At 70.6% G+C, this 22837-nt stretch carries 21 protein-coding genes; 18 read left to right on the top strand and 3 right to left on the bottom strand.

Going from position 1 to position 22837, the window contains the following annotated elements; genetic code table 11:
• The first annotated feature begins 54 nt into the window (after positions 1-54).
• Positions 55-522, top strand: coding sequence for an Imm1 family immunity protein (locus ACZ7CF_RS25960; protein WP_470370785.1), 468 nt, complete (start codon positions 55-57; stop codon positions 520-522).
• A 30-nt stretch (positions 523-552) separates the two neighbouring features.
• A complete protein-coding gene (locus ACZ7CF_RS25955) occupies positions 553-1836 on the top strand; it encodes an FAD-dependent oxidoreductase (RefSeq protein WP_470370784.1) in 1284 nt (427 codons plus the stop codon).
• On the opposite strand, the gene pucL is transcribed toward ACZ7CF_RS25955, so the two are convergent.
• Together pucL and uraD are read right to left on the bottom strand one after the other, a co-directional pair.
• Positions 1763-2641 carry a factor-independent urate hydroxylase gene (gene pucL, locus ACZ7CF_RS25950; RefSeq protein ID WP_360391040.1) on the bottom strand — a complete coding sequence of 293 codons (879 nt, stop codon included), beginning with the start codon at positions 2639-2641 and terminating at the stop codon, positions 1763-1765. The two genes, ACZ7CF_RS25955 and pucL, sit on opposite strands and share 74 nt — an antisense overlap.
• Positions 2642-2646: 5 nt before the next feature.
• The gene (gene uraD, locus ACZ7CF_RS25945) at positions 2647-3129 is read right to left on the bottom strand and encodes a 2-oxo-4-hydroxy-4-carboxy-5-ureidoimidazoline decarboxylase (RefSeq protein ID WP_470370853.1); all 483 of its coding nucleotides are present in this window, start codon (positions 3127-3129) and stop codon (positions 2647-2649) included.
• Between the two features lie 122 nt (positions 3130-3251).
• Between uraD and ACZ7CF_RS25940 the strand changes: the two genes are divergently transcribed.
• From ACZ7CF_RS25940 to ACZ7CF_RS25880, 13 genes are all read left to right on the top strand, one after another.
• Entirely contained in the window at positions 3252-3998 is a 747-nt protein-coding gene (locus ACZ7CF_RS25940) for a hydroxypyruvate isomerase family protein (protein WP_360391034.1), read from the top strand.
• Positions 3995-4852 carry an NAD(P)-dependent oxidoreductase gene (locus ACZ7CF_RS25935; protein WP_470370783.1) on the top strand — a complete coding sequence of 286 codons (858 nt, stop codon included), beginning with the start codon at positions 3995-3997 and terminating at the stop codon, positions 4850-4852. The genes ACZ7CF_RS25940 and ACZ7CF_RS25935 overlap by 4 nt, the downstream gene beginning before the upstream one ends.
• A gap of 3 nt (positions 4853-4855) precedes the next feature.
• Complete coding sequence (gene gcl / locus ACZ7CF_RS25930) at positions 4856-6556, top strand: glyoxylate carboligase (protein ID WP_470370782.1); 1701 nt, start codon at positions 4856-4858, stop codon at positions 6554-6556.
• Positions 6557-6621: 65 nt separating this feature from the next.
• Positions 6622-7608, top strand: coding sequence for a glycerate kinase family protein (locus ACZ7CF_RS25925; protein ID WP_470370852.1), 987 nt, complete (start codon positions 6622-6624; stop codon positions 7606-7608).
• Between the two features lie 5 nt (positions 7609-7613).
• Positions 7614-8903: an allantoinase AllB gene (gene allB / locus ACZ7CF_RS25920; RefSeq protein ID WP_470370781.1), complete on the top strand. Its 1290-nt coding sequence runs from the start codon at positions 7614-7616 to the stop codon at positions 8901-8903.
• Positions 8900-9892, top strand: coding sequence for an allantoicase (gene alc / locus ACZ7CF_RS25915; RefSeq protein ID WP_470370780.1), 993 nt, complete (start codon positions 8900-8902; stop codon positions 9890-9892). Before allB ends, alc begins: the two co-directional genes overlap by 4 nt.
• A 114-nt stretch (positions 9893-10006) precedes the next feature.
• Positions 10007-11524, top strand: a complete 1518-nt coding sequence (locus ACZ7CF_RS25910; protein WP_458430607.1) for an alpha/beta fold hydrolase — start codon at positions 10007-10009, stop codon at positions 11522-11524.
• 255 nt (positions 11525-11779) lie between these two features.
• The gene (locus ACZ7CF_RS25905; RefSeq protein WP_360391018.1) at positions 11780-13123 is read left to right on the top strand and encodes an ammonium transporter; all 1344 of its coding nucleotides are present in this window, start codon (positions 11780-11782) and stop codon (positions 13121-13123) included.
• Positions 13120-13458: a P-II family nitrogen regulator gene (locus ACZ7CF_RS25900; RefSeq protein WP_360391016.1), complete on the top strand. Its 339-nt coding sequence runs from the start codon at positions 13120-13122 to the stop codon at positions 13456-13458. Before ACZ7CF_RS25905 ends, ACZ7CF_RS25900 begins: the two co-directional genes overlap by 4 nt.
• A 19-nt stretch (positions 13459-13477) precedes the next feature.
• Positions 13478-15802: a [protein-PII] uridylyltransferase gene (locus tag ACZ7CF_RS25895; RefSeq protein ID WP_470370779.1), complete on the top strand. Its 2325-nt coding sequence runs from the start codon at positions 13478-13480 to the stop codon at positions 15800-15802.
• Between the two features lie 322 nt (positions 15803-16124).
• Complete coding sequence (locus tag ACZ7CF_RS25890; protein WP_360391011.1) at positions 16125-16685, top strand: AAA family ATPase; 561 nt, start codon at positions 16125-16127, stop codon at positions 16683-16685.
• Positions 16686-16798: 113 nt separating this feature from the next.
• Entirely contained in the window at positions 16799-18358 is a 1560-nt protein-coding gene (gene ffh, locus ACZ7CF_RS25885; RefSeq protein WP_360391006.1) for a signal recognition particle protein, read from the top strand.
• Positions 18359-18360: 2 nt separating this feature from the next.
• The gene (locus ACZ7CF_RS25880; RefSeq protein ID WP_470370778.1) at positions 18361-19416 is read left to right on the top strand and encodes an amidohydrolase family protein; all 1056 of its coding nucleotides are present in this window, start codon (positions 18361-18363) and stop codon (positions 19414-19416) included.
• On the opposite strand, the gene ACZ7CF_RS25875 is transcribed toward ACZ7CF_RS25880, so the two are convergent.
• A complete protein-coding gene (locus ACZ7CF_RS25875; RefSeq protein ID WP_360391000.1) occupies positions 19410-19886 on the bottom strand; it encodes a carboxymuconolactone decarboxylase family protein in 477 nt (158 codons plus the stop codon). The genes ACZ7CF_RS25880 and ACZ7CF_RS25875 overlap by 7 nt on opposite strands.
• A 148-nt stretch (positions 19887-20034) precedes the next feature.
• Between ACZ7CF_RS25875 and ACZ7CF_RS25870 the strand changes: the two genes are divergently transcribed.
• From ACZ7CF_RS25870 to ACZ7CF_RS25860, 3 genes are all read left to right on the top strand, one after another.
• On the top strand, positions 20035-20913 hold the full coding sequence (locus tag ACZ7CF_RS25870; RefSeq protein WP_470370777.1) for an RNA polymerase sigma-70 factor: 879 nt from the start codon (positions 20035-20037) through the stop codon (positions 20911-20913).
• 316 nt (positions 20914-21229) lie between these two features.
• Entirely contained in the window at positions 21230-22000 is a 771-nt protein-coding gene (locus tag ACZ7CF_RS25865) for a type II CAAX endopeptidase family protein (protein ID WP_360390996.1), read from the top strand.
• Entirely contained in the window at positions 22000-22731 is a 732-nt protein-coding gene (locus ACZ7CF_RS25860) for a LamB/YcsF family protein (RefSeq protein WP_360390993.1), read from the top strand. Before ACZ7CF_RS25865 ends, ACZ7CF_RS25860 begins: the two co-directional genes overlap by 1 nt.
• Positions 22732-22837 lie beyond the last annotated feature (106 nt).

The raw sequence follows: 22837 nt of genomic DNA, 5'->3' as shown, positions 1-22837 counted from the left end.
TGGTTCTGGCAGCGGGTGTCGACGGGTGTGGGCAATGGGTGCAGGGTGGCTCCCATGAGCATGCGAGCCGGCCTGTGGACCGGGCTGCCGGACCTCGACGCGGCGGAGCACAGGTACCAGGTCGTCGCGTGCGCAGCGGATGTGGACACCCTGATCGGGCTGTTGGGGCGGCCGGAGTGCAACGACGGGTCGCTCGACCACTTCGGCCGGCCGCTCACCCCCGAGGGGGATCCTGACCACAACGTCGTGCTCGCCGTCCGCGGCGGGTGGGGCTACCTGTACTACGTCGACAACGAGTTCATGGGCTGGCCGAAGGGCTCGCCAGAGGCGCCGTACGTGAACGAGAAGTACACGGACTTCCCGCCCGGCGTGGGGGTTCCGCTCGGCCTGTACCGGCAGCTGCTGGTGGAGTTCATGACCACGGGGAAGCGGCCGACCGGGGTGGACTGGTACAGCGAGTCCGACCTGTTCCACTCCTGGCGCGACCAGCAGATGTCGCTGCGCTCGTCCGAGAACCGGTGACGCCCGGCTGAACGCTGGTTCAATGGCTCCATGAAGGCCGTGGTGATCGGTGGGGGAATCGCCGGCTTGCTCGCCGCCAGGGTGCTGACCGAGACGTGCGACGACGTGGTGGTCCTGGAACGCGACGAGCTGTCCGGCGAACCGGAGTACCGGGCCGGGGTGCCGCAGGGCAGGCACGTGCACGGGTTGCTGGTGCGCGGCGGTGAGCTGCTGGAGGAGCTGTTCCCCGGTCTGCGCGAGGAGCTGGTGCTGGCCGGTGCGGAGCTCGCCGACGCGGGGGACATGCGAATCCTCAACCCGCTCGGCTGGCTGGCCGCCGCACCCACGGGCATGCCGCTGCTCTCGCTCAGCCGCCCGCTGCTGGAGACCCGCATCCGCCGCCGGGTCACGGCGCAGTTCATGACCGGTGTGCACGTCACCGGGCTGTCGATGCGCGACGGCGTCGTGGACGGCGTGCTCACCCGCGCCGGCCGGGTGGACGCCGATCTGGTGGTCGACGCGTCCGGCCGGTCGTCGAAGCTGCGGGACTGGCTCGCCGCCGCGGGGATCACCACGCCGGAACCCGAGGTGGTCGACTCCCGCACCGGGTACGCGACCCGGACCTACACCGCACCGGCGGACTTCCCGGTGGTGTACGCCGAAAGCCTGTCCGCACCCGACCTGCGGCGCGGGGTCGCGGCGATGCGCGTCGAGGGCGGCCGGGTCATGGTGACCGCGCAGGGCGCCGCCGGTGACCACCCGCCGCGCGACCCCGAGGGCTACCGGGAGTTCCTGGGGTCGTTGCGGGTGCCCATCACGGAGCTGCTCGCCGGCGCGGAACCGCTCACGCCCGTCTACCTGTTCGCCCGCACGGCCAGCCGCCGCAACGCCTTCGAGGACACCGCGCGGTGGCCGGGCGGGCTGGTGGCGGTGGGCGACGCGGTGTGCGCGTTCAACCCCGTGTACGGCCAGGGGATCACCGTCGCGGCGATGGAGGCGCTGTTGTTCCGCCGCCACGGGGACTTCAGCGCCAAGGGCTGCCGGGACTTCCAGCGGCAGGTCGCGCGGACCACGCGGGGGACGTGGGCGATGTCGAGCAACGCCGACCGCGGCTGGGTGGGAACCAAGCGCGGTGGCCTGCTCGGCTGGTACCTGAAGAAGTGGCAGGTCGGGATCGTGCACGACCCCGACCTGTTCCGCCGCTTCCTCCGGGTCGTGCACATGGTCGCGCCGCCCGCGAGCCTGTTCACCCCGGTGGTGTTCAGAAGGCTGGCAAAGTACTCCAGGCTCGACCGGCGCCGGGGGCGTCGTCCCGCAGCACCGACCCCTCGATGAGGCCGTACGGGCGGTCGGCGGCGTAGAAGACCTCGTTGTCGTTCTCCAGGCCGAACGGGCTGAGGTCCACCGGGAAGTGGTGCTTGTTCGGCATGGAGAGCCGCACCTCCGCGACCTCGGGCCGGGTGTTCAGCACCGCCTCGCCCATCGCGTAGAGGGTCTGCTGCAACGACAGCGAGTGCTTGTCCGCGAACGTCCTCAGCATCGTCGAGCGGATCTCGGTGAACGACGTCGCCCAGTCCACGTCCGTGCCGGTGTACCGCCAGCGCGCGGTCACCGACGTCGCGAGGATGCGGTCGTCGGTCTCCTTCAACGTGGTGTACGGGTCCTTCGGGTAGCCGTGGAACTCCGACCCGGTCGACTTCAGCACCACCAGGTCCCGCAGGCCGGAGACGACCCACGCCTGCGCGCCCTCGATCGTCACGGCCGTGGTGCGCTTCTCGTTCGAGCCCTGCACGAACGCGTGGTCGTGCCCGTCGATGCGGTTCCACGAGTGCTCGTCGACGAGGATCCGCGCACCGGTGATCGGTTCCTGCGAGCCGACGAAGTGCCGGCCGAGCCGCAGCGCGAAGTCCTCGACCTCCCCGACCGGCGCCTCCTTCGCGAAGGCGTAGACGGTGTTCTTCTGCGTGTCGGTGGCGAGCACCTTGGCGTTGTCGCCGGTGAGGTGCGTGTCGGCGAGGTCGCCGCGCAGCGAGGTGCTGACGGTCAGATCCCTGATGGTGTGCACCGAACCGTTGCGCGACACCGTGACGAGGCGGTTCTCCGCCTTGCCGTACTGGTTGGGGCCCAGGACGATGGCCATGTCGATCAGCTCCCGATCAGCTTCTGCAGCCGCAGCGCGGCGATCTTCGCGAGTTCGTCGTTGACGACGCGGAGTTCGACGTCCGGCGGGTTGTCCATCCGGGAGGACAGGTCGTCGAGCACCTCCGCACCGCTCAGGCCGGTCGCGCACACCAGGTAGATGTGCCCGAACCGATCCTCGTACGCGGCGTTCGCAGCCGCCAGGCGATCAACCTCACCGCTGTCCACACCGGACTGTTCCGACCGCGACCACCTCGCCGACACCCCGCCACCGCGCTGTCGTTCGCCGATGCGCGGGTGCCCGGCGATGGCACCGAGCACCTCCTCGTCGGAAAGCCCTTGTGCGGCAACCGAAGAAGCCGCGAGGAGCGCATCGACCGACGCGTACGGCCGGCCGTTCAGGATCGCGTCGACCCAGCGGGGTACCGCGAGGCACTCGGTGAGCAGGGGGCGGAGTTCCGACTCCGGGGCGCTGTTGAAGCTCTCCACGGCTCTCCAAGTTTCTACATCGCGGAATTGAACTTCCACATTCTTGACCTGAGGCTCGCGGAATGTCTAGTGTCTCCGTTGTACGGAATCTAACTTCCGCTATGTGGAAGGAATCGCCGAAGATGTTCGACGCAAACCTGTCCATGCTCTTCACGGAGCTGCCGTTGCTGGAACGCCCGGCAGCGGCGCGAGCCGCCGGGTTCGACGCGGTCGAGATCTGGTGGCCGTTCGCGGACGCCGTACCGGAGACGCGCGAGGTCGAGGCGTTCGAGAACGCGATCGTGGACGCGCGGGTGCGCCTGGTCGGCCTGAACCTCTACGCGGGCGACATGGCCGCAGGGGACAGGGGACTGGCGAGCTGGCCGGGCCGTGAGACGGAGTTCCGCGCGAACGTCGAGATCACCGCGGCCATCGCGGGCCGGCTGGGCTGCCGCACGCTCAACGCGCTGCACGGCAACTTCGAGACCACCGCGCAGACGATCTCCCACTACCGCTTCGCCGCCGACGTCGCGGCGGAGATCGGCGCGCAGGTCGTGGTCGAACCGCTGAGCGGCGCGCCGCGGTACCCGATCAAGACCGCCCGGCAGGCGTTCGACCTGATCGACGAGGTCGACCGCGGCAACGTGAAGCTGCTCGCGGACCTCTACCACCTCGCCACGAACGGCGACGACCTCGACGCGCTCGCCGGCCACGTGGACCGCATCGGTCACGTGCAGGTCGCCGACGCTCCCGGACGCGGTGAACCCGGTACCGGTGAGCTCGACCTCTTCGGGCACCTGCGGAAGCTCCGCGCCAACGGCTACACCGGCTTCGTCGGCGCCGAGTACAAGCCCGTCACCCACTCCTTCGCGTGGAGGGACCAAGCATGACGAAGATCGGTTTCATCGGCCTCGGCATCATGGGCAGCCCGATGGCGGCCCACCTGGTGGCCGCGGGGCACGACGTGACGGGCTTCGACCTCAGCCCGGCCTCGCTCGACAAGCTGGTCGCGGACGGCGGCAAGGACGCGTCGTCCGCACAGGAGGCCGTGAGCGGCGCTGAGGTCGTCATCACGATGCTGCCGAACCACCCGCAGGTCGAGGCCGTCGTCGACGAGGTGACGTTCGACGACGGCGCGTTGCTGGTCGACATGAGCACGATCCGCCCGTCCACCTCGATCGACATCGCGCGGAGGATGGCGCACGTGCGGGTGCTCGACGCGCCCGTGTCCGGCGGTCAGACCGGCGCGGTGCAGGCGTCGCTCAGCATCATGGTCGGCGGTGAGGAGCGGGACTTCGCGGCCGCGCGGCCGTTCCTGGAGGTCGTCGGCAAGACGGTCGTCCACGTCGGGCCGCACGGCGCCGGGCAGGTCGTGAAGGCCGCCAACCAGCTGATGGTGGGCGGCATCTACGCCCTGGTCGCCGAGTCGATCGTGCTGCTGGAGGCGAGCGGTGTCGACCCGAAGGCGGGCCTCGACGTGCTCGCCGGCGGTCTCGCCGCGAACCGGATCCTCGACCTCAAGCGCGAGTCGATGATCGCCCGCGAGTTCCAGCCCGGCTTCCGGATCGACCTGCACCACAAGGACATGGGCATCGCACTGGACGCGGCACGGGCCGCCGACGTCGCGCTGCCGGTCACCAACCAGATCGCCGCACTGGTCGCGGCGGCCCGCGCGCAGGGGTACGGCTCACTCGACCACTCCGCGCTGCTCAAGGTCATCGAGAACTTCGCGGGAAGGGCCTGACAGATGCCGAAGATCCCCGTCATGCAAGCGGTCGTCGAGGTCCTCAGGTCCGAGGGCGTCGACGTCGTGTTCGGCTGCCCCGGCGCCGCGATCCTCCCGCTGTACAAGGCGATGGAGGAAGACGGCGGCATCGAGCACCTCATCGTGCGGCACGAGGAGGGCGCCACGCACATGGCCGACGGCTGGTCGCGCACGACCGGCAACGTCGGCGTCGCGATCGGCACCTCGGGCCCGGCCGGCACGAACATGATCACCGGGCTCTACACCGCGCAGGCCGACTCCGTGCCGATCCTGTGCATCACCGGCCAGGCCGCGGTCTCCAAGCTGCACCAGGAGGCCTTCCAGGCCGTCGACATCGTCTCGATCGCCGCGCCCGTCACGAAGTGGGCGGTGCAGGTCAAGGAAGCCGCGCAGATGCCGTGGATCTTCCGCGAGGCGTTCCGGATCGCCCGCTCCGGCCGGCCGGGTCCGGTGCTGATCGACCTGCCGATCGACGTGCAGAAGCAGGAGATCGAGTGGGACTCGACGATCGACGAACCGTTGCCGGTGCAGCGGAGCGCTCCGAGTGCCGCACGGGTCGAGCGCGCGCTGGAGATGCTGCTGGCCGCCGAACGCCCGCTGCTGCTCGCCGGTGGCGGTGTCGTCCTGGGCGAGGCGTCCGCTGAGCTGCTGGAACTGGCCGAGCTCCTGCAGATCCCCGTCCAGGCCACGCTGATGGGCAAGGGCGCGCTCGACGAGGACCACCCGCTCTACGCGGGCATGACCGGCATCCAGACCTCGCAGCGCTACGGCAACGCGTCGTTCCTGGAGTCGGACCTGGTGCTGGCGCTGGGCGCGCGGTTCGGCGACCGGCACACCGGCGACCTCGCGACCTACCGCGGTGACCGCAGGTTCATCCACGTGGACGTCGAGCCGACCCAGATCGGCAAGGTGTTCGGGCCGGACCTCGGGATCGTCGCGGACGCCAAGCTGTTCCTGCGGGCCCTGCTGGACGAGGCGAAGCAGCACGGTCCCCGGGAGAAGGGCGCCTGGGTCGAACGCTGCCAGGAGCTCAAGCGGACGCTGCTGCGGCGCGAGGACTTCGACACCGTGCCGGTCAAGGCGCCGCGGGTGTTCAAGGAGATCAACGAGTTCTACGGCCCGGACACCTACTTCGTCACCGCGATCGGGCTCTACCAGATCTGGTCCGGCCAGCACCAGAAGGCGCACAAGCCGCGGCACTACCAGGTCTGCGGCCAGGCCGGCCCGCTCGGCTGGGAGATCCCGGCGGCCATCGGAGTGAAGAAGGCGAGGCCGGACGCCGAGGTCGTCGGCATCGTGGGCGACTACTCGTTCCAGTTCCTCGTGGAGGAGCTCGCGGTCGGCGCGCAGTACGACGTGCCGTTCGTGCTGATCATGCTGAACAACGAGTACCTGGGCCTGATCCGGATGGCCGAGGACCACGGCGGCTACGACATGAGGTACGAGGTCGACATCCACTACGACACCACGGGCTCGGACAACGTCAAGATCATGGAGGCCTACGGCTGCTCCGGCGTCCGGGTCGCCGACCCCGGCGAGATCCGCTCCTCGCTGGAGTGGGCTCGCAAGGAGGCCGACCGCACGTCACGGCCGGTGCTCGTGGAGATCATGATCGAACGCGAGGGCAACACCGCCAACGGCACGTCCATCGCCGCGATGCACGAGTACGAGCCCCTCCCGTGACGCCATTCGATGGCACGCGGGGCCCTTTCGCACCCCAGGAGAGTACGAAAGCTCCCCGCGTACTCATTGCGCCGGACAAGTTCAAGGGATCGCTCACCGCTCCGCGGGTCGCCGCTGCCGTCGCGCGCGGCCTGAGGGAGGCGGTGCCCGACGCGGTCGTGCGTTGTCTGCCGGTGGCCGACGGCGGTGACGGCACGGTCGACGCCGCCGTCGCCGCCGGGTTCGTCCGGGTCGGGCGCTGGGTCACCGGACCGGTCGGCGAGCCGGTGCCCGCGTCGTTCGCGGTGCGGGACCGGACCGCCGTGGTGGAGGTGGCCTCGGCGGCCGGGCTGACGTTGCTCGCCGAACCCGCTCCGCTCGACGCCACCAGCCACGGCGTCGGTGAGCTGCTGAGAGCCGCGCTGGACGTCGGCTGCACGACGGTCGTGCTCGGGCTGGGCGGCAGCGCCTGCACCGACGGGGGTGCGGGCATGCTCGAAGCGCTCGGGGACACCTCGTTCGACGGCGTCGACCTGGTGCTCGCTTCGGACGTGGACAACCCGCTGCTCGGACCGTCCGGTGCGGCCGCCGTCTACGGCCCGCAGAAGGGGGCGTCACCCGAGCTGGTGGAGCTCCTCGAAGAACGGCTGGCGGCGTTCGCGCAGCGGACCGGACCCGAGCTCGCGGACCGGCCGGGAGCCGGAGCGGCCGGCGGGATCGGGTTTGCGGCGCTCTGCCTGGGCGGCCGGTTCCGGCCGGGCATCGAGGTGGTGCTGGAGCTGGCCGGGTTCGCCCGAGCGGTCGCGGACGCGTCGCTGGTGATCACCGGCGAGGGCTCGCTGGACGCCCAGACCAGGCACGGGAAGGCGCCGTACGGGGTCGTGCGGGCCTCCGGTGACGTGCCGGTGGTCGCGGTGGCAGGGCAGTGCTCGGTCGAGCCCGGTGACCTGGGGTTGAAGGCCGCCTACGCGCTGCTGGACGTCGAACCGGACCTCACCCGGTGCCTGGCGCGGGCGGAGGAGCTGCTGGTGGGTCTCGGTGGTCGCATCGCGCGCGACTGGGTGTCAGAGTGAGGGACATGGACCTGGTGTTCCGCGCCCGCAGGGTGGTCACCCCGCAGGGCGAGATCGCGTGCGACGTCGGTGTCGCCGACGGCCGGATCGTCGCCGTCGAACCGTTCATCGAGTCGCCGAACGTCGTGCGCCTCGCGGACGACGAGGTGCTGCTGCCCGGTCTCGTCGACACGCACGTGCACGTCAACGACCCCGGCCGCACCGAGTGGGAGGGCTTCGAGACCGCCACCCGCGCGGCGGCCGCCGGTGGCGTCACCACCATCATCGACATGCCGCTCAACAGCATCCCGCCGACCGTCGACGTCGCGGCGCTGGAGACCAAGCGCAAGGCCGCGGCCAACGTCTCGGTGGACGTCGGGTTCTGGGGCGGGATCGTCCCCGGCAACCTCGACGACCTGAAGCCGTTGCACGAGGCGGGCGTCTTCGGCTTCAAGTGCTTCCTGCTGCACTCGGGCGTCGACGAGTTCCCCGCGGTGACCGTGCCGGAGCTCGACGTGGCGTTGCGGCGGTTGGCGGCGCTCGACGCGTTGACCATCGTGCACGCCGAGGACGCGCACACGGTCCGCGACTCCGAGCCGGACTACGCGGGGTTCCTCGCGTCCCGGCCGCGCGAGGCCGAGAACAAGGCGATCAGCGACGTCGTCGAGCTGACCCGCAAGACCGGCGCTCGCACGCACATCCTGCACCTGTCGTCGTCGGACGCGTTGGCGATCCTCGGGGCCGCGAAGCGGGAGAGCCTGCCGATCACCGCGGAGACCTGCCCGCACTACCTCACGTTCACCGCCGAGGAGATCCGCGACGGGCAGACGGAGTTCAAGTGCTGCCCGCCGATCCGCGAGGAGGTCAACCGCGAGGCGTTGTGGCAGGGCCTGCGCGACGGCGTGGTCGACCTCGTCGTGAGCGACCACTCGCCGAGCACCGCCGAGCTGAAGGCCGGCGACTTCGCCACGGCATGGGGCGGCATCGCGTCGCTGCAGCTCGGCCTGCCCGCGGTGTGGACGGGCGCCCGCGACCGCGGTTTCCGGCTCACCGACGTCGTGCGCTGGATGGCGGCGCACCCGGCACGACAGGCCGGGCTCACGACCAAGGGCGCCGTCGAGGTCGGCAAGGACGCGGACCTCGTGGTGTTCGCACCGGACCAGACGTTCGTGGTGGACCGGAACGCGCTGCACCACCGCAACCCCGTCACGCCCTACCACGGGCGCGAGCTGCACGGCGTGGTGCGGCAGACGTGGTTGCGCGGCAAGGAGACCGGCACGACCCCCGGCAAGCTGCTACGCAGAGGAGAAGCATGACGGAGTGGACCCGGCTGCCCGACCTCGCCTCGCGCGCGGTCGGCGGCGGTGTGGTGTGGGCGAACGACGAGCTGTTCGCAGAGCGGGAGAACCTGGTCAAGCCCGCCGAGCCGGTCTACCAGGTCTACACCTTCGGTCACAAAGGACAGATCTACGACGGCTGGGAGACCCGGCGCCGCCGGGAGCCCGGTGTCGACCAGGCCGTGGTCCGGCTCGGCATGCCCGGCGTGGTGCGCGGGATCGTCGTCGACACGGCGTTCTTCAAAGGCAACTACCCGCCGTTCTGCTGGGTCGAGGGCGCCCAGGTCGACGGCTACCCGGCGGCCGACGAGATCACCGGGTGGTTCCCGCTGGTCGGACGCTCGCCGCTCCAGGGCGACGAGAAGCACTTCTTCGACGTCACCGAGCACCGCCGCGTCACGCACGTCCGCCTCACCATCGACCCGGACGGCGGAGTCGCCCGGTTGCGCGTGCACGGTCAGCCGGTCGCCGACCCGCGCCTGCTCGTCGGCGGCGTCGACCTGGCGGCACTGGAGAACGGCGCGGTCGTCGTGGGGTGCAGCAACATGTTCTACAGCTCGCCCAACAACCTCATCGCCCCCGGTCAGGCGACGGTGATGGGTGAGGGCTGGGAGACCGCGCGCCGCCGCGACGACGGCAACGACTGGGTGTCCGTGCAGCTCGCGGCGGCCGGCGTGGTGCGGCTGGTCGAGCTCGACACCAGCCACTTCAAGGGCAACGCGCCGGGCTGGGCATCGGTCAGCGGCTGCGACGCGCGCCGGGACCCGGACGCGTGGTTCGACGTGCTGCCGCTGACCCGGCTGCAACCCGACACCCGGCACCGGTTCCTCGTGGACGCCCCGGAGGTGACCCACGCGCGGCTCGACATCCACCCCGACGGCGGGATGGCAAGGCTCCGTCTGCTCGGTACCCCTACGAGTGACGGCCTAGCTCACCTGCGGACGGTGTGGTCTGAAACGACCAACTGAGGGTGGTTGTCCGACTACGGTCTGATTCGCCCCCATACTTCGGTCGGTTGTACGGATCACACGAACGGTGGAAGCGTTTCCTCTCGCCAGATCGGGGATCTAGGGAGGAAATCCATGCAACCGATGATGCGCGTCTTCGGGGCCGCGCTCGCGAGTTCTGCATTGGTTCTGGGCATGGCTCCGCTCGCCACCGCGGCGGAGCAGGGGCAGGCACAGCCGGAGTTCAAGGTCGGCGCGATCGACTGGAAGCCCTGCGAGGAGGTGCCGACGGTCGACTGCGGGTTCCTGACGCTGCCGATCGACTACGCGAAGCCGAACGGCGAGAAGTTCCAGCTCGCCGTGTCGCGGCGCAAGGCGAACGACCCGGCGCAGCGCATCGGCGCCATGGTCATCAACCCCGGTGGGCCGGGCGGTTCCGGCGTCGACTTCTCCTTCGGCGCCGACCGGTACTTCAGCAAGGAGATCGTCGACAGGTTCGACGTCATCGGGTTCGACCCGCGCGGTGTCGCACGCAGCCAGCCGATCAAGTGCTCGCTCGACCTGCTGCAGAAGTCGCCGTCGGAGTACCCGAAGTCGAAGGCCGAGTTCGACCGGCTGGTCGCGTTCAACAAGGAGCTGCGCGCGGACTGCCGCAAGCAGTCCGGTGCGATCTTCGACCACGCCTCCACCAGGGACGTGGCGCACGACATCGACTCGATCCGGCGCGCGCTGGGCGAGCAGAAGATCAACTACTACGGCGTCTCGTACGGCACGATCATGGGCCAGCACTACGCGGAGCAGTACGGCCGCAACATCCGCGCCATGATCATCGACTCGAACATGGACCACAGCCTCGGCACGTGGAAGTTCCTCGAGACCGAGGCGCGTGGCGCGGACGACATGTTCAACGAGTGGGTCAAGTGGAGCGACCGCACGCCGGCCTCGCCGTTCTACGGCAAGGACCTCCGCAAGATCTGGAAGGACCTGCTCGCCAGGGCCGACCGCGGTGAGCTCGTCGACGAGAGCGGCCGCAAGATCACCGCGGAGAACCTCGGCGCCAACGTCGTCGGCATGGGCTACGGCCCGTCGTTCAAGCCGTTCGCCGACTGGATCGCGACGCTCGTGGCCGGTGCGCCGGCGCCCGCCAAGGCCTTCGCCGCGGGGGAGACCGCGGAGAACCCGTTCGCGGGCATCTTCTGCAACGACTACAACCTGCGCGTCGGCTCGTGGGGCGAGTACCAGGCCCTCAACGCCCTGGAGAACCGCGTCGCGCCGAACACCCGTGGTTCGTCGATCGGCCACGGCGCCATGATGGGCTGCGTCGGTTTCCCGAAGGCCACCAACGCCCAGCGCCCGCTGAAGATCAAGAACGCGCCGAAGATCCTGCTCACCAACTCGCGCTACGACACGGCGACGGTGTACGAGTGGGCCGTCAACGCGCACCGGCAGTCCCGTGACACCACCGTCTTCGTCACCTACGAGGGCTGGGGCCACGGCGTCTACGACCGCAGCGAGTGCACGCTGAAGATCAACAACGAGTACCTGCTGTCGCTGAAGCTGCCGCGCAACGGCACCACCTGCGCCGCCGTCGAGCCGCCGCTCGAGCCGGCCGTGCTGTCGGCGAAGCCGAAGGTCACGGTGGGCCCGTTCTAGTCCGTCACCCGTCGTGAACCGCGCCCCCGGTGTGTACGCCGGGGGCGCGGTTCACGTCACGGGCGGGTGAGCGGGGCGGGACACGCCTCGTGACCGGACCGGCGCCGTGAGGTGACCGAACCGAAGCCGTGAACGCGGCGAAACGCGGTCGTAACACCCCCGCCCCGACAGTTCACCTCGGCGAAACGTTCTGCGCGGGCGCGTGAAACAGGCCATGCCGATGCTCCCTGCAACCGACGTGCAGTGGAGGTCGAAGTGGATACAGGGGACACCGCCTGGGTGCTCACCAGCGCCGCCCTGGTGCTGTTGATGACGCCGGGCCTCGCCTTCTTCTACGGGGGCATGGTCCGTTCGAAGAGCGTGCTCAACATGATCATGATGAGCCTCGGCGCGATGGCCGTGGTCGGTGTCCTGTGGGTGCTCTTCGGGTACTCGACGGCGTTCGGCGCGGACGTCGGCGCCGGCCTGCTGGGCAAGCCGTTCGAGTTCTTCGGCCTCGACGGGCTGCTGGGTGCGGACTCGCTCGCCGGCAAGATCCCGAGCACCGCGTTCGTGGCGTTCCAGGCCATGTTCGCGATCATCACGGTCGCCCTCATCTCCGGTGCGATCGCCGACCGCGCCCGCTTCGGCCCGTGGCTGCTGTTCGCGGGCCTGTGGGCCACCGTCGTCTACTTCCCGGTCGCGCACTGGGTCTTCGACTTCGACGGCAAGGACGCCGACGGCAACGTCATCGACCCCGGTGGCTGGATCGCCAACAAGCTGCTCGCGATCGACTTCGCCGGTGGCACCGCTGTCCACATCAACGCCGGTGCGGCGGGTCTCGCGCTCGCGATCGTCCTCGGCAAGCGCGTCGGCTGGCCGAAGGAGCCGATGAAGCCGCACAGCCTGCCGCTGGTCGTGCTCGGCGCCGGTCTGCTGTGGTTCGGCTGGTTCGGGTTCAACGCCGGTTCCGCGCTGGGCGCCAACGGCCTCGCCGGTGTCACGTTCGTCAACACGCTCGTCGCGACCTGCGCCGCCATGCTGGGCTGGCTGCTCACCGAGCGCATCCGCGACGGCAAGGCCACCACGCTCGGTGCCGCGTCGGGCATCATCGCAGGCCTGGTCGCCATCACGCCCGCCTGTTCGTCGGTCACGCCGATCGGTGCCATCGCGGTCGGTGCGATCACCGGTGTCCTGTGCGCACTGGCCGTGTCCCTGAAGTACCGCCTGGGCTTCGACGACTCGCTCGACGTCGTCGGCGTGCACCTCGTCGGTGGCCTGTCCGGCACGATCCTGATCGGCCTCTTCGCCAGCGAGGCGGCCCCGGCCAAGATCAACGGCCTGTTCTACGGCGGCGGCTTCGACCAGCTGTGGCGCCAGGCCGTCGGCGCGGTCGCGGTGCTGGGCTACTCGTTCGTGATCAGCCTGCTCCTCGGCTACCTGGTGAAGTTCACCGTCGGGTTCCGCGCCACCGAGGAGGCCGAGGTGGCGAGCATCGACGAGTCCGAGCACGCTGAGCGCGCCTACGAGTACGGCAGCCTCACCAGTGCGCGGGGAACCGGCAAGCCGAGCGTGGCCGCGGGTGCGACCGCGGTCCTCGAGGGGAGCAACAAGTCATGAAGCTGGTCACCGCGATCATCAAGCCGTTCACGCTCGACGACGTGAAGGGCGCCCTCGAACAGCTCGGGGTGCTCGGCATGACCGTCAGCGAGGTGCAGGGCTACGGCCGCCAGAAGGGCCACACCGAGGTTTACCGCGGCGCCGAGTACTCGGTGGACTTCGTGCCCAAGATCAAGATCGAGGTCGTCGTGGACGACACCGCCGTCGACAAGGTGCTGGAAGCGGTGGTCGAGGCCGCCCGCACCGGCAAGATCGGCGACGGCAAGGTCTGGGTCACCCCGGTCGACGCCGTGGTGCGGGTGCGCACCGGCGAACGCGGATCGGACGCGCTCTAAGGACTGAGGGAGACGGCCCGTGGAGAACAACGAAACGGCCGTCGTCACGGCTGACGACCTGGTGCGAGCCCGCGAGAGGCTGCTCGTGCCAGGTCGTCGTCGCTTGGCCGCCGAACCGCTGCGCGAGGCACTCGTGGACCTGCACGAGTTCTGGTTGACCAAACACGCGGGCGCAGCTGGGACATCCGGACCGGGTGTCGCGCTGGTGGCGGTCGGCGGGCTGGGGCGGCGCGAGCTCGTGCCCTACTCCGACCTGGACCTCGTGCTCGTGCACGGCGGTCTCAAGAACATCGACGAGATCGCCGAGAAGCTCTGGTACCCCCTGTGGAACTCCGGCATCGGCCTCGACCACTCCGTCCGCACGGTCGGCGAGGCACTGCGCGTGGCCGCCGGAGACCTGCGGACCGCGTTGGGGCTGCTGGACATCCGGCACGTCGCGGGCGACCAGGAGATCACCCGCAAGCTCGCCGACGGCGCGCGGCAGGCGTGGCGCGGCAACGTGCGCAACCGGCTCGACGAGATCGCCGAGTCCTCGACCAAGCGGTGGGCGCGCAGCGGCGAGATCGCGCACCGCGTGGAACCCGACCTGAAGCACGGCCGCGGCGGGCTGCGGGACATCACGATCCTCGACGCCCTGTCGGTGGCCCAGCTGGTCGACCGGCCGTCGGCCGACGTGGACGAGGCCCGCAAGCTGCTGCTGGACGTGCGCACCGAGCTCCGCAGGGTGGCGCGCAAACCCCGTGACGTGCTGCGCGCGCAGGACGGTGACGAGGTGGCCTCCGCGCTGGGGCTGGCCGACCGGTTCGCGTTGGCCCGGTCGCTCTCCTCCGCCGCGCGAACGGTCGTGTACGCGTTCGACGTGGCCACACGAACGGCCCGTGCCGCGGTTCCGAAACGGGGGCTCGGGGCGTTCCTGCGGGGCCAGCCGCCGCGCCGGCCGCTCGATGAAGGCGTTGTGCTGCACGGGTCCGAGGTGTCCCTGGCCCGTGACGCGATCCCGAGCCGTGATCCCGCGCTGTTGTTGCGCGTCGCGACGGCGGCGGCGCGCTCGAAGCACCCGATCGCGGCCGGAACGCTGACCCGGCTCGCGGACTCGGCGCCGGAGCTGCGCCAGCCGTGGCCGCGCGAGGCCCGCGAGGAGCTGCTGGCGTTGCTGGGCAGCGGCAGCGGGCTCGTGGACGTGGTGGAGGCACTGGACCGCACCGGGCTGTGGGGCCGGCTGTTCCCCGAGTGGGGTGCCGTGCGGGACCTCCCGCCGCGCGACGCCGCGCACATGTGGACCGTCGACCGGCACCTCGTGCAGACCGTCGCGCACGCCGCCCGGCTGGCGACAACGGTGTCACGGCCCGACCTGCTGCTGCTGGGCGCGTTGATCCACGACATCGGCAAGGGCCGGCAGCAGGACCACTCCGAGGTCGGCGCCGCGCTGGCCACGGCGATCGGCGAGCGGATCGGGTTGTGGCCGCAGGACGTCGCGACGCTGTCCGCCCTGGTCCGCCACCACCTGCTGCTGCCGCACACAGCGACCCGCCGCGACGTCGAGGACCCGGCGACCGTGCACCGCGTGGTCGAGACCCTCGGCGGCGACGCGGTGCTGCTGGAGCTGCTGCACGCGCTGGCGGAGGCGGACTCCCTGGCCACCGGTCCCGGCGTGTGGACGGACTGGAAGGCGTTGCTGCTGGCCGACCTGGTCGCCCGCTGCCGCACGGCCATGGCGGGGGAGGCGCTGCCCAAGCCGGAACCCCTCGACCCGGCCCACGTGGCGATGGCCGAACGCGTCGCGGCGACCGGAAAACCCGACGTGCTGCTGGAGAAGCAGGACCACGCGGCCGTCGTGACGGTGCTCGCCCCCGACCGCCCCGGCATGCTGTCGAAGGCGGCGGGCGTGCTCGCGCTGAACTCGCTGGAGGTCCACGCGGCGACCCTGCGCTCCCACGGCGGCGCGACGGTCGACGCGTTCACGGTCTCCCCGCGGTTCGGCTCACTCCCTGACGCCGCCCTGCTGCGCGAACAACTCGCCAGGGCCATCGAGGGCTCCCTGCCGCTGGCCGACAAGCTCGCCGCCAAGGAACGCGACTACGGCGGCCCGCCACTCGACCCGCCCCCCGCGCGCGTGCTGTGGTTCGACGACGAGGCCACCGGCGCGGTCGTGCTGGAGCTGCGCGCGGCCGACCGCATCGGCCTGCTGCACCGGATCGCGGGCGCCCTGGAGCAGTGCGGCGTGGACGTGCGGTGGGCGCGCGTCTCGACGCTGGGCGCCACGGTCGTCGACTCGTTCAGCATCGCCGGCTCCGACCTGGACCGGCGGCGCGTCGAACGCGCCGTGCTCGACGCGGCCAGGTAGTGGATGAGTATTCCTACGCACAACCACTCGGGGTGCTCACGCTCCTGCGGCGCCGCGGAACAGGGCAGTCTTCGTCGTGTCCGGAAAGCGTCCTTCGAGGGGTGGACCGCTTCCCGGACGAGGTGGCCCGGCCGGGGCAGACCGGTGGTGGGCGTTGGCGGGGCTGGGGGAGGCCACCGCGCGACCGACACCGCCGGTGGCTCCGGCCGCGGTTGCCGGTCTCCTCTCAGACGGTGCGCTTGATCACCCGGATTTTTCCGTGCATTCGGTGATGAATCGGACCAAACTGAACGAGAGGGCCGGCCCAGACGTCTTCTAGGACATGACCGCCGTGTTGAACACGCAGACCACCGCCGTCCGAGTGCAGCGCCGCTCACTCGTCGTCCTCGCCGGAATCCCCGGCGCGGGCAAGACGACGCTGCTCACCCGCCTGAAAGCGGACGAGCCGGTCACGGTGCTCGACTCGGACCAGGTCCGCACGTTCCTCGAACCCCGCATCCCGCTGCCGTACCGGTACTGGCGCGTCGTCGTCCACCTCACCCACCGCCTGCGCGTGTTCCGGGCGGCCCTCTTCAGCCCGGGCCTGCTGGTCGTCCACGAGCCGTCCACCCGCCCCGGCACCCGTTCCATGCTGGTCCTGGCCGGCCTGCTCTCCGGCCGCGCCCGCCACTTCCTGTGGCTCGACGCCACCGCCGCCCAGGCCCTGGACGGCCAGATCGCGCGCCGCCGCATCGTGCGCACCCACGCGTTCGAACGGCACGTGCGCCGCGGCGTGGAGATGCGCGAGCGCTTCGAGTCGGGCTGGGTGCCGTTCGGGTTCCGGTCGGTGACGCTGCTGACCCGCGCGGGCACGTCCGGCGGCCTGCGGATCACCGTGGGCTGATCAGGCCGGCGACGCCCGTGCCGGAGGACTCGAAGCACGGCGAGAGGGGCCTGAGTTCGGGCAAGACGGACGTCTCCCGGATCTCCCCACGGCGGCCAGCTAGTCTGGGAGGCGTGTTCTCGACGCTTTCCGACCGGCTGACCACGGTCCTCCAGGGCCTTCGCGGCAAGGGCAAGCTCAGCGACGCCGACATCGACGCCACCGCGCGTGAGATCCGGGTCGCGCTGCTCGAGGCCGACGTCGCGCTGCCCGTGGTGCGCGGCTTCATCGCCAAGGTGAAGGAACGCGCCAAGGGCGCGGAGGTGCACCAGGCGCTCAACCCGGCGCAGCAGGTCGTGAAGATCGTCAACGAGGAGCTCGTCAACGTCCTCGGTGGTGAGACGCGCCGGCTCAACCTCGCGAAGAACCCGCCGTCGGTGATCATGCTGGCGGGTCTGCAGGGTGCCGGCAAGACGACGCTCGCGGGCAAGCTCGCCAAGTGGCTCAAGGGGCAGGGGCACACGCCGCTGCTCGTCGCGGCCGACCTGCAGCGCCCGAACGCGGTCACGCAGCTGCAGGTCGTCGGTGAGCGCGCGGGCGTGCCCGTGTTCGCACCCGAGCCCGGCAACGGCGTGGGCGACCCGGTCTCGGTGTCGCGCCGCGGCATCGAGGAAGCGAAGGCGAAGCAGCACGACATCGTGCTCGTCGACACGGCCGGCCGGCTCGGTGTCGACGAGGAGATGATGAAGCAGGCCGTCGACATCCGGGCGGCCGTCAACCCGGACGAGGTCCTGTTCGTCGTCGACGCGATGGTCGGCCAGGACGCGATCAACACGGCCACGGCGTTCCGCGACGGCGTCGGCTTCACCGGTGTCGTGCTCACCAAGCTCGACGGTGACGCCCGCGGTGGTGCCGCGCTCTCGGTCCGCGAGGTGACCGGCCAGCCGATCCTCTTCGCGTCCAACGGTGAGAAGCTCGAGGACTTCGACGTCTTCCACCCGGACCGGATGGCGTCGCGCATCCTCGGCATGGGTGACGTGCTCACCCTCATCGAGCAGGCCGAGCAGCACTTCGACCAGGAACAGGCCGAGAAGGCCGCGCAGAAGCTGCACTCCGGCCAGTTGACGCTGGAGGACTTCCTGGAGCAGATGCTCGCGATCCGCAAGATGGGCCCGATCGCGAACCTGCTCGGCATGCTCCCCGGCGCCGGTCAGATGAAGGACCAGCTGGGGATGCTGGACGAGAAGCACCTCGACCGCATCCAGGCGATCATCCGCGGCATGACCCCGGCGGAGCGGGACGACCCGAAGATCATCAACGGCTCCCGCCGGCTGCGCATCGCGAACGGCTCCGGCGTCAAGGTCAGCGACGTCAACGACCTGGTCAACCGCTTCTTCGAGGCCCGCAAGATGATGGCCTCCATGGCCGGCCGGATGGGCTTCGGCGGCGGTGGCGGCAAGAAGGGCAAGGGCAAGAAGGGGAAGAAGGGCAAGGGCCGCGGCCCGACGCCCCCCAAGATCAAGGGCGGCTTCCCCGGGATGATGCCCGGCATGGGCGGCCTCCCCGGCATGGGCCAGCTCCCCGGCATGCCTCCCGGCGGCCTCCCCGACCTCGGCGGCAGCCTGAACGAGCTCCCGCCCGGCTTCGACCCGTCGAAGTTCAAGTTCGACGGCGACGACAAAAAGAAGAAGTGACCATGCACCTGCGCGGCGTCGTCCTGCCGGACGGCGAGCCGCGAGACCTGTGGGTGGTCAACGGCCGCGTGCGCACCCGGCCCGTTCCGGGTGCGCAGACACTGGTCGACGGCGGTTTCCTGGTACCGGGCCTGGTCGACGCGCACTGCCACGTGGGCCTCGGCCCGCAGGGTGGCGTCGAGCTGCCCGAGGCCGTCGACCAGGCGCTGACCGACCGCGCCGCGGGCACGTTGCTGATCCGCGACTGCGGGTCGCCGGTCGACACGACGCCGTTGCAGGAGCGCCTCGACCTGCCCCGGATCATCCGCGCGGGCCGGCACATCGCCAAGCCGAAGCGGTACCTGCCGCACATCGGCGTGGAGATCGAGACCGACCTCGCCTCCGCCGTGGCCGAGCAGGCCGCGCAGGGCGACGGCTGGGTGAAGCTCGTCGGCGACTGGATCGACCGCGGCGTCGGCGACCTGGCCCCGCTGTGGACGGACGACGAGCTGGCGCAGGCGATCAAGGTCGCTCACGACGCCGGCGCCAAGGTCACCGCGCACGTGTTCGGCGAGGACGCGCTGCCCGGCCTGATCGGCGCCGGGATCGACTGCATCGAGCACGGCACCGGCCTCACCGACGACACCATCGCGATGATGGCCGAACGGGGCACCGCGCTGGTGCCCACGTTGATCAACATCGAGACCTTCCCCGGCATCGCGGACAAGGCGGGCAAGTACCCGGCCTACGCCAGCCACATGCGCGACCTGCACGCCCGCGTCGCCACCACGGTGGCGAAGGCGGTCGAGGCGGGCGTCCCCGTCTACGCGGGCACCGACGCCGGCGGTGGCATCCAGCACGGCCGCATCGTCGACGAGATCGCCGCGCTGCACCGCGTGGGCATGAGCGCCGCCGACGCCATCGGTGCCGCGTCGTGGAACGCCCGCGAGTGGCTGGGCTTCCCGTCGCTGACCGAGGGCGCGGCCGCGGACATCGTGGTGTACGACGAGGACCCGCGCACGAACCTCGACGTCCTGCGGTCACCGCGCCTGGTCATGCTGCGGGGCCGGGTCTACTGAGCCCGGGCGAGCGCACCGACCTGGTACGAGCCGCCCTTCCGCTGCGTGATGACGGCCATCCGGTTGGCCGCGTTGATGAGCCCCACCAGGCACACCAGCGCGGCCACCTGCTCGTCGTCGTAGTGCTTGCGCACGTTCTCCCAGGTCTCGTCGCTGACACCGTCCCTGGTGAGCAGCGTGCCCTCCTCCGCGAACGCCAGCGCGGCCTGCTCGGCCTCGGTGAACACGGTGGTCTCGCGCCACCCGGCCACCAGGTGCAGCCGCAGCGGGTCCTCACCGGCGGCGACGGCTTCCTTGACGTGCATGTCGAGGCAGAAGCCGCAGCCGTTGAGCTGGCTCGCCCGCAGGCTGACCAGCTCGGCCGTGAGCGTCGGCAGCGACGTGCCGTGCACCGCCTGGCCGAGGCCCGCGAACCGCTTGGCGATCTTGGCGCCGGTCTCGGTGGCGAAGAGGTCGAAGCGGGGTTCCATGGTGTTCCTCCCTCGTGGGTCTTGCTCGGTGCCCACAGGACGCCGCCGCTCCAGACCGTGTGACAGGCCGCCGTTGTGACCCGTGCCACTGTCACAGGACCCGATCGGGTGGCGTCTGGTGGGGAGGCCACGTTCAAGGGGGACACCGATGCCGGACACCGCGACGGACACCTTCGTCAGCCACCGCAACCTGCTCTTCACGATCGCCTACGAGATGCTCGGCTCCGCCGCCGACGCCGAGGACGTGCTGCAGGAGACGTGGCTGAAGTGGTCCGGCGTCGACCACGGCACCGTCGAGAACCACCGCGCCTACCTGGTCCGCATCGTGACCCGCCACTCCCTCGACCGCCTGCGCACCCTCGGCCGCCGCAAGGAGACCTATGTCGGCTCGTGGCTGCCGGAACCCCTGCTCACCGCCCCGGACGTCGCCGAGGACGTCGAGCTCGCCGACAGCGTCTCGATGGCCGTGCTGCTCGTCCTGGAGACCCTGACCCCGACCGAACGCGCCGTCTTCGTCCTGCGCGAGGTCTTCGACCTGGACTACGACGAGATCGCCGCCGCCGTCGACAAGACCCCGGCCGCGGTCCGCCAGATCGCCCACCGCGCCCGCTCCCACGTCGCCGCCCGCCGCCCGCGCGAGGTCGTCACCCAGGCGGCCACCCGTGCCGCGCTGGCCGCGTTCCGGCGCGCCACCGAGACCGGTGACCTGCAAGGACTCCTCGACCTGCTCGCACCGGACGTCGTGTTCCTCGGCGACGGCGGCGGCGTCAAGCAGGCCGTCCCCCGCCCGGTCGTCGGCGCCGCGAAGGTCGCCCGCATGCTGCTCGGCGGCCTCACCAGGGTGACCGGCTGGTCCATGGAACCCGCGCAGGTCAACGGCTACCCGGCGCTCGTGCTCAAGTTCGCCGGCGAGCTCGACACGGTCATCGCGCTGCGCATCGACGACGGGCGGATCAGCGGGCTCTACGCGGTGCGCAACCCGGCGAAGCTCTCGCACATGGAACGGGAGAACCCGCTGGCCCGCTGACCGCGGCGCGGAGGTTTGGACCCCTCTCCGCCCGCCGATTCGACTACGAGGAGAAGGACACCCGCCAAGGCCCCGATCTGACCATCTTTTGGCCAGGCGCTTGGCCGGGTTCCACCGGTGCAGCACGCTAACCTCGGATTCGGGGCCGCTGATCGCTGTCCCCACTCCACTCGTATCGCGAGGCACCGGTCCCGCACCGGTGTCTCAGCAGCCGTCGATCGCGAGGTGAGCCGATGAGTGCGCCACACACCACGCCACACACCACGCCGCACGCAGTACAGCCGCTGGCAGCCGCGGCGTGACTAAATTGCAGAGCGTGAACGAGCAGGAGTCCCCCAAGCGCACCTTCCTCCAGAGCGTGCGCGACGTCAGCCGCAACCCGGAGCCGGAGCGGGTCGGCCAGCGCTGGGGTTTCGGTGCGTTCCTCCTGGTGGAGGCCGTCTTCATCCTGTCGGCCGTGTTCATCACCGCGGTCGGCAGCAGCGTCGGCGCGACCCTGGAGAACTCGACGTCGCTGGTGCTGATCGGGTCGCTGGTGCCGATCCTGCTCGCCGCCACCCTGGCCGTGGTGATCACCTACGTGCGCGGCAACGGGCCCGTGGTCGACCTCAGGCTGAGCATGACGAAAGAGGACGTGGCGATCGGCCTGAAGATCGGTGTCGCCGGTTTCGTCCTCACCTACGTCGCCGCCACCGCGTGGGCCAAGATCGTCGGCGAGGGCAACGCGACCAGCGCCATCGCCGAGCTCTTCAGCCAGGCGAACCTGCCGCTCGCGGCCGCGATCACGATGTTCCTCTACATGAGCTTCATCGGGCCGATCTGCGAGGAGATCATCTTCCGCGGGCTGCTGTGGGGTGCCGTCGAGCGCCAGGGGTGGAGCCGGTGGGCCGCGTTCGTGCTGACCACCGTGATCTTCGCGGTCAGCCACCTGGAGCCGCAACGGACGTGGCTGCTGCTGGTGATCGCCATCCCGATCGGGGTGGCCCGGTTGATCACCCGCAGGCTCGGGGCGAGCATCGTTGCGCACGTGATGAACAACTTCCTCCCCGGTCTGTCCCTCCTGCTGCTCTCGGTCGGTGTCATCTGATGGACCTCAACAGCGACCTCGGCGAGGGCTTCGGCATCTGGCAGCTGGGCGACGACACGGCGCTGCTGGGCGTCATCACCAGCGCGAACGTCGCCTGCGGCTTCCACGCGGGCGACCCGTCGACCATGCGCCGGGTGTGCGAGCAGGCCGCGCGCAACGGCGTCCGGGTCGGCGCCCAGGTGTCCTACCGCGACCTCGCGGGCTTCGGCCGCAGGTTCATCGACGCCGACCCGGCCGAGCTGGCCGACGAGGTGCTCTACCAGATCGGCGCGCTCGACGCGTGCGCGCGAGCGGCGGGCACCGAGGTCGTCTACGTGAAGCCGCACGGCGCGCTCTACAACGCGACGGTGCACCACGAGAGGCAGGCGCAAGCCGTGGTCGACGGCATCAAGGCGTTCAAGGACCTGCCCGTCCTCGGCCTCCCGGGCTCGCAGCTGCTCACGAAGGCCGAGGCCGCCGGCCTGCGCGCGGTGCAGGAAGCCTTCGCCGACCGCGGCTACACCCCGCAGGGCACGCTGGTGCCGCGCTCGGAGCCGAACGCCCTGCTCACGGACACCGAACAGGTCGTGGAACGGGCCAAGCGCCTGCTCGACGGCGAGATCGTCGCCGTCGACGGCACGGTGCTCAAGACGCGGGCCGAGTCGTTGTGCGTGCACGGCGACACGCCGGGTGCCGTGCACCACGCGCAGGCGGTGCGAGAGGCGCTGGGAACGGTCGCCGCGTTCGCCTAGACCGCCCCGATTCGGGTTCGGCGGCTCCCCTCTGGCACAATTGACCGCTGTCCGCCGCGGTCGGCCCCTCTGCCCGGGCCGCGGCTGTGCGAACCACCAACACAGA

The sequence above is a fragment of the Lentzea sp. NPDC036955 genome (genome assembly GCF_055608005.1).
This window is presented reverse-complemented; position numbering and strand designations above follow the sequence as displayed.

What these genes read in the sequence shown, in the direction of transcription:
- ACZ7CF_RS25880 (WP_470370778.1), top strand. Translation starts at nt 18,361, where the DNA reads ATGCACCTGCGCGGCGTCGTCCTGCCGGACGGCGAGCCGCGAGACCTG.
- ACZ7CF_RS25935 (WP_470370783.1), top strand. Translation starts at nt 3,995, where the DNA reads ATGACGAAGATCGGTTTCATCGGCCTCGGCATCATGGGCAGCCCGATG.
- ACZ7CF_RS25900 (WP_360391016.1), top strand. Translation starts at nt 13,120, where the DNA reads ATGAAGCTGGTCACCGCGATCATCAAGCCGTTCACGCTCGACGACGTG.
- ACZ7CF_RS25955 (WP_470370784.1), top strand. Translation starts at nt 553, where the DNA reads ATGAAGGCCGTGGTGATCGGTGGGGGAATCGCCGGCTTGCTCGCCGCC.
- ACZ7CF_RS25860 (WP_360390993.1), top strand. Translation starts at nt 22,000, where the DNA reads ATGGACCTCAACAGCGACCTCGGCGAGGGCTTCGGCATCTGGCAGCTG.
- ACZ7CF_RS25875 (WP_360391000.1), bottom strand. Translation starts at nt 19,886, where the DNA reads ATGGAACCCCGCTTCGACCTCTTCGCCACCGAGACCGGCGCCAAGATC.
- ACZ7CF_RS25870 (WP_470370777.1), top strand. Translation starts at nt 20,035, where the DNA reads ATGCCGGACACCGCGACGGACACCTTCGTCAGCCACCGCAACCTGCTC.
- ACZ7CF_RS25940 (WP_360391034.1), top strand. Translation starts at nt 3,252, where the DNA reads ATGTTCGACGCAAACCTGTCCATGCTCTTCACGGAGCTGCCGTTGCTG.
- ACZ7CF_RS25890 (WP_360391011.1), top strand. Translation starts at nt 16,125, where the DNA reads ATGACCGCCGTGTTGAACACGCAGACCACCGCCGTCCGAGTGCAGCGC.
- ACZ7CF_RS25960 (WP_470370785.1), top strand. Translation starts at nt 55, where the DNA reads ATGAGCATGCGAGCCGGCCTGTGGACCGGGCTGCCGGACCTCGACGCG.
- allB (WP_470370781.1), top strand. Translation starts at nt 7,614, where the DNA reads ATGGACCTGGTGTTCCGCGCCCGCAGGGTGGTCACCCCGCAGGGCGAG.
- ACZ7CF_RS25910 (WP_458430607.1), top strand. Translation starts at nt 10,007, where the DNA reads ATGCAACCGATGATGCGCGTCTTCGGGGCCGCGCTCGCGAGTTCTGCA.
- gcl (WP_470370782.1), top strand. Translation starts at nt 4,856, where the DNA reads ATGCCGAAGATCCCCGTCATGCAAGCGGTCGTCGAGGTCCTCAGGTCC.
- alc (WP_470370780.1), top strand. Translation starts at nt 8,900, where the DNA reads ATGACGGAGTGGACCCGGCTGCCCGACCTCGCCTCGCGCGCGGTCGGC.
- pucL (WP_360391040.1), bottom strand. Translation starts at nt 2,641, where the DNA reads ATGGCCATCGTCCTGGGCCCCAACCAGTACGGCAAGGCGGAGAACCGC.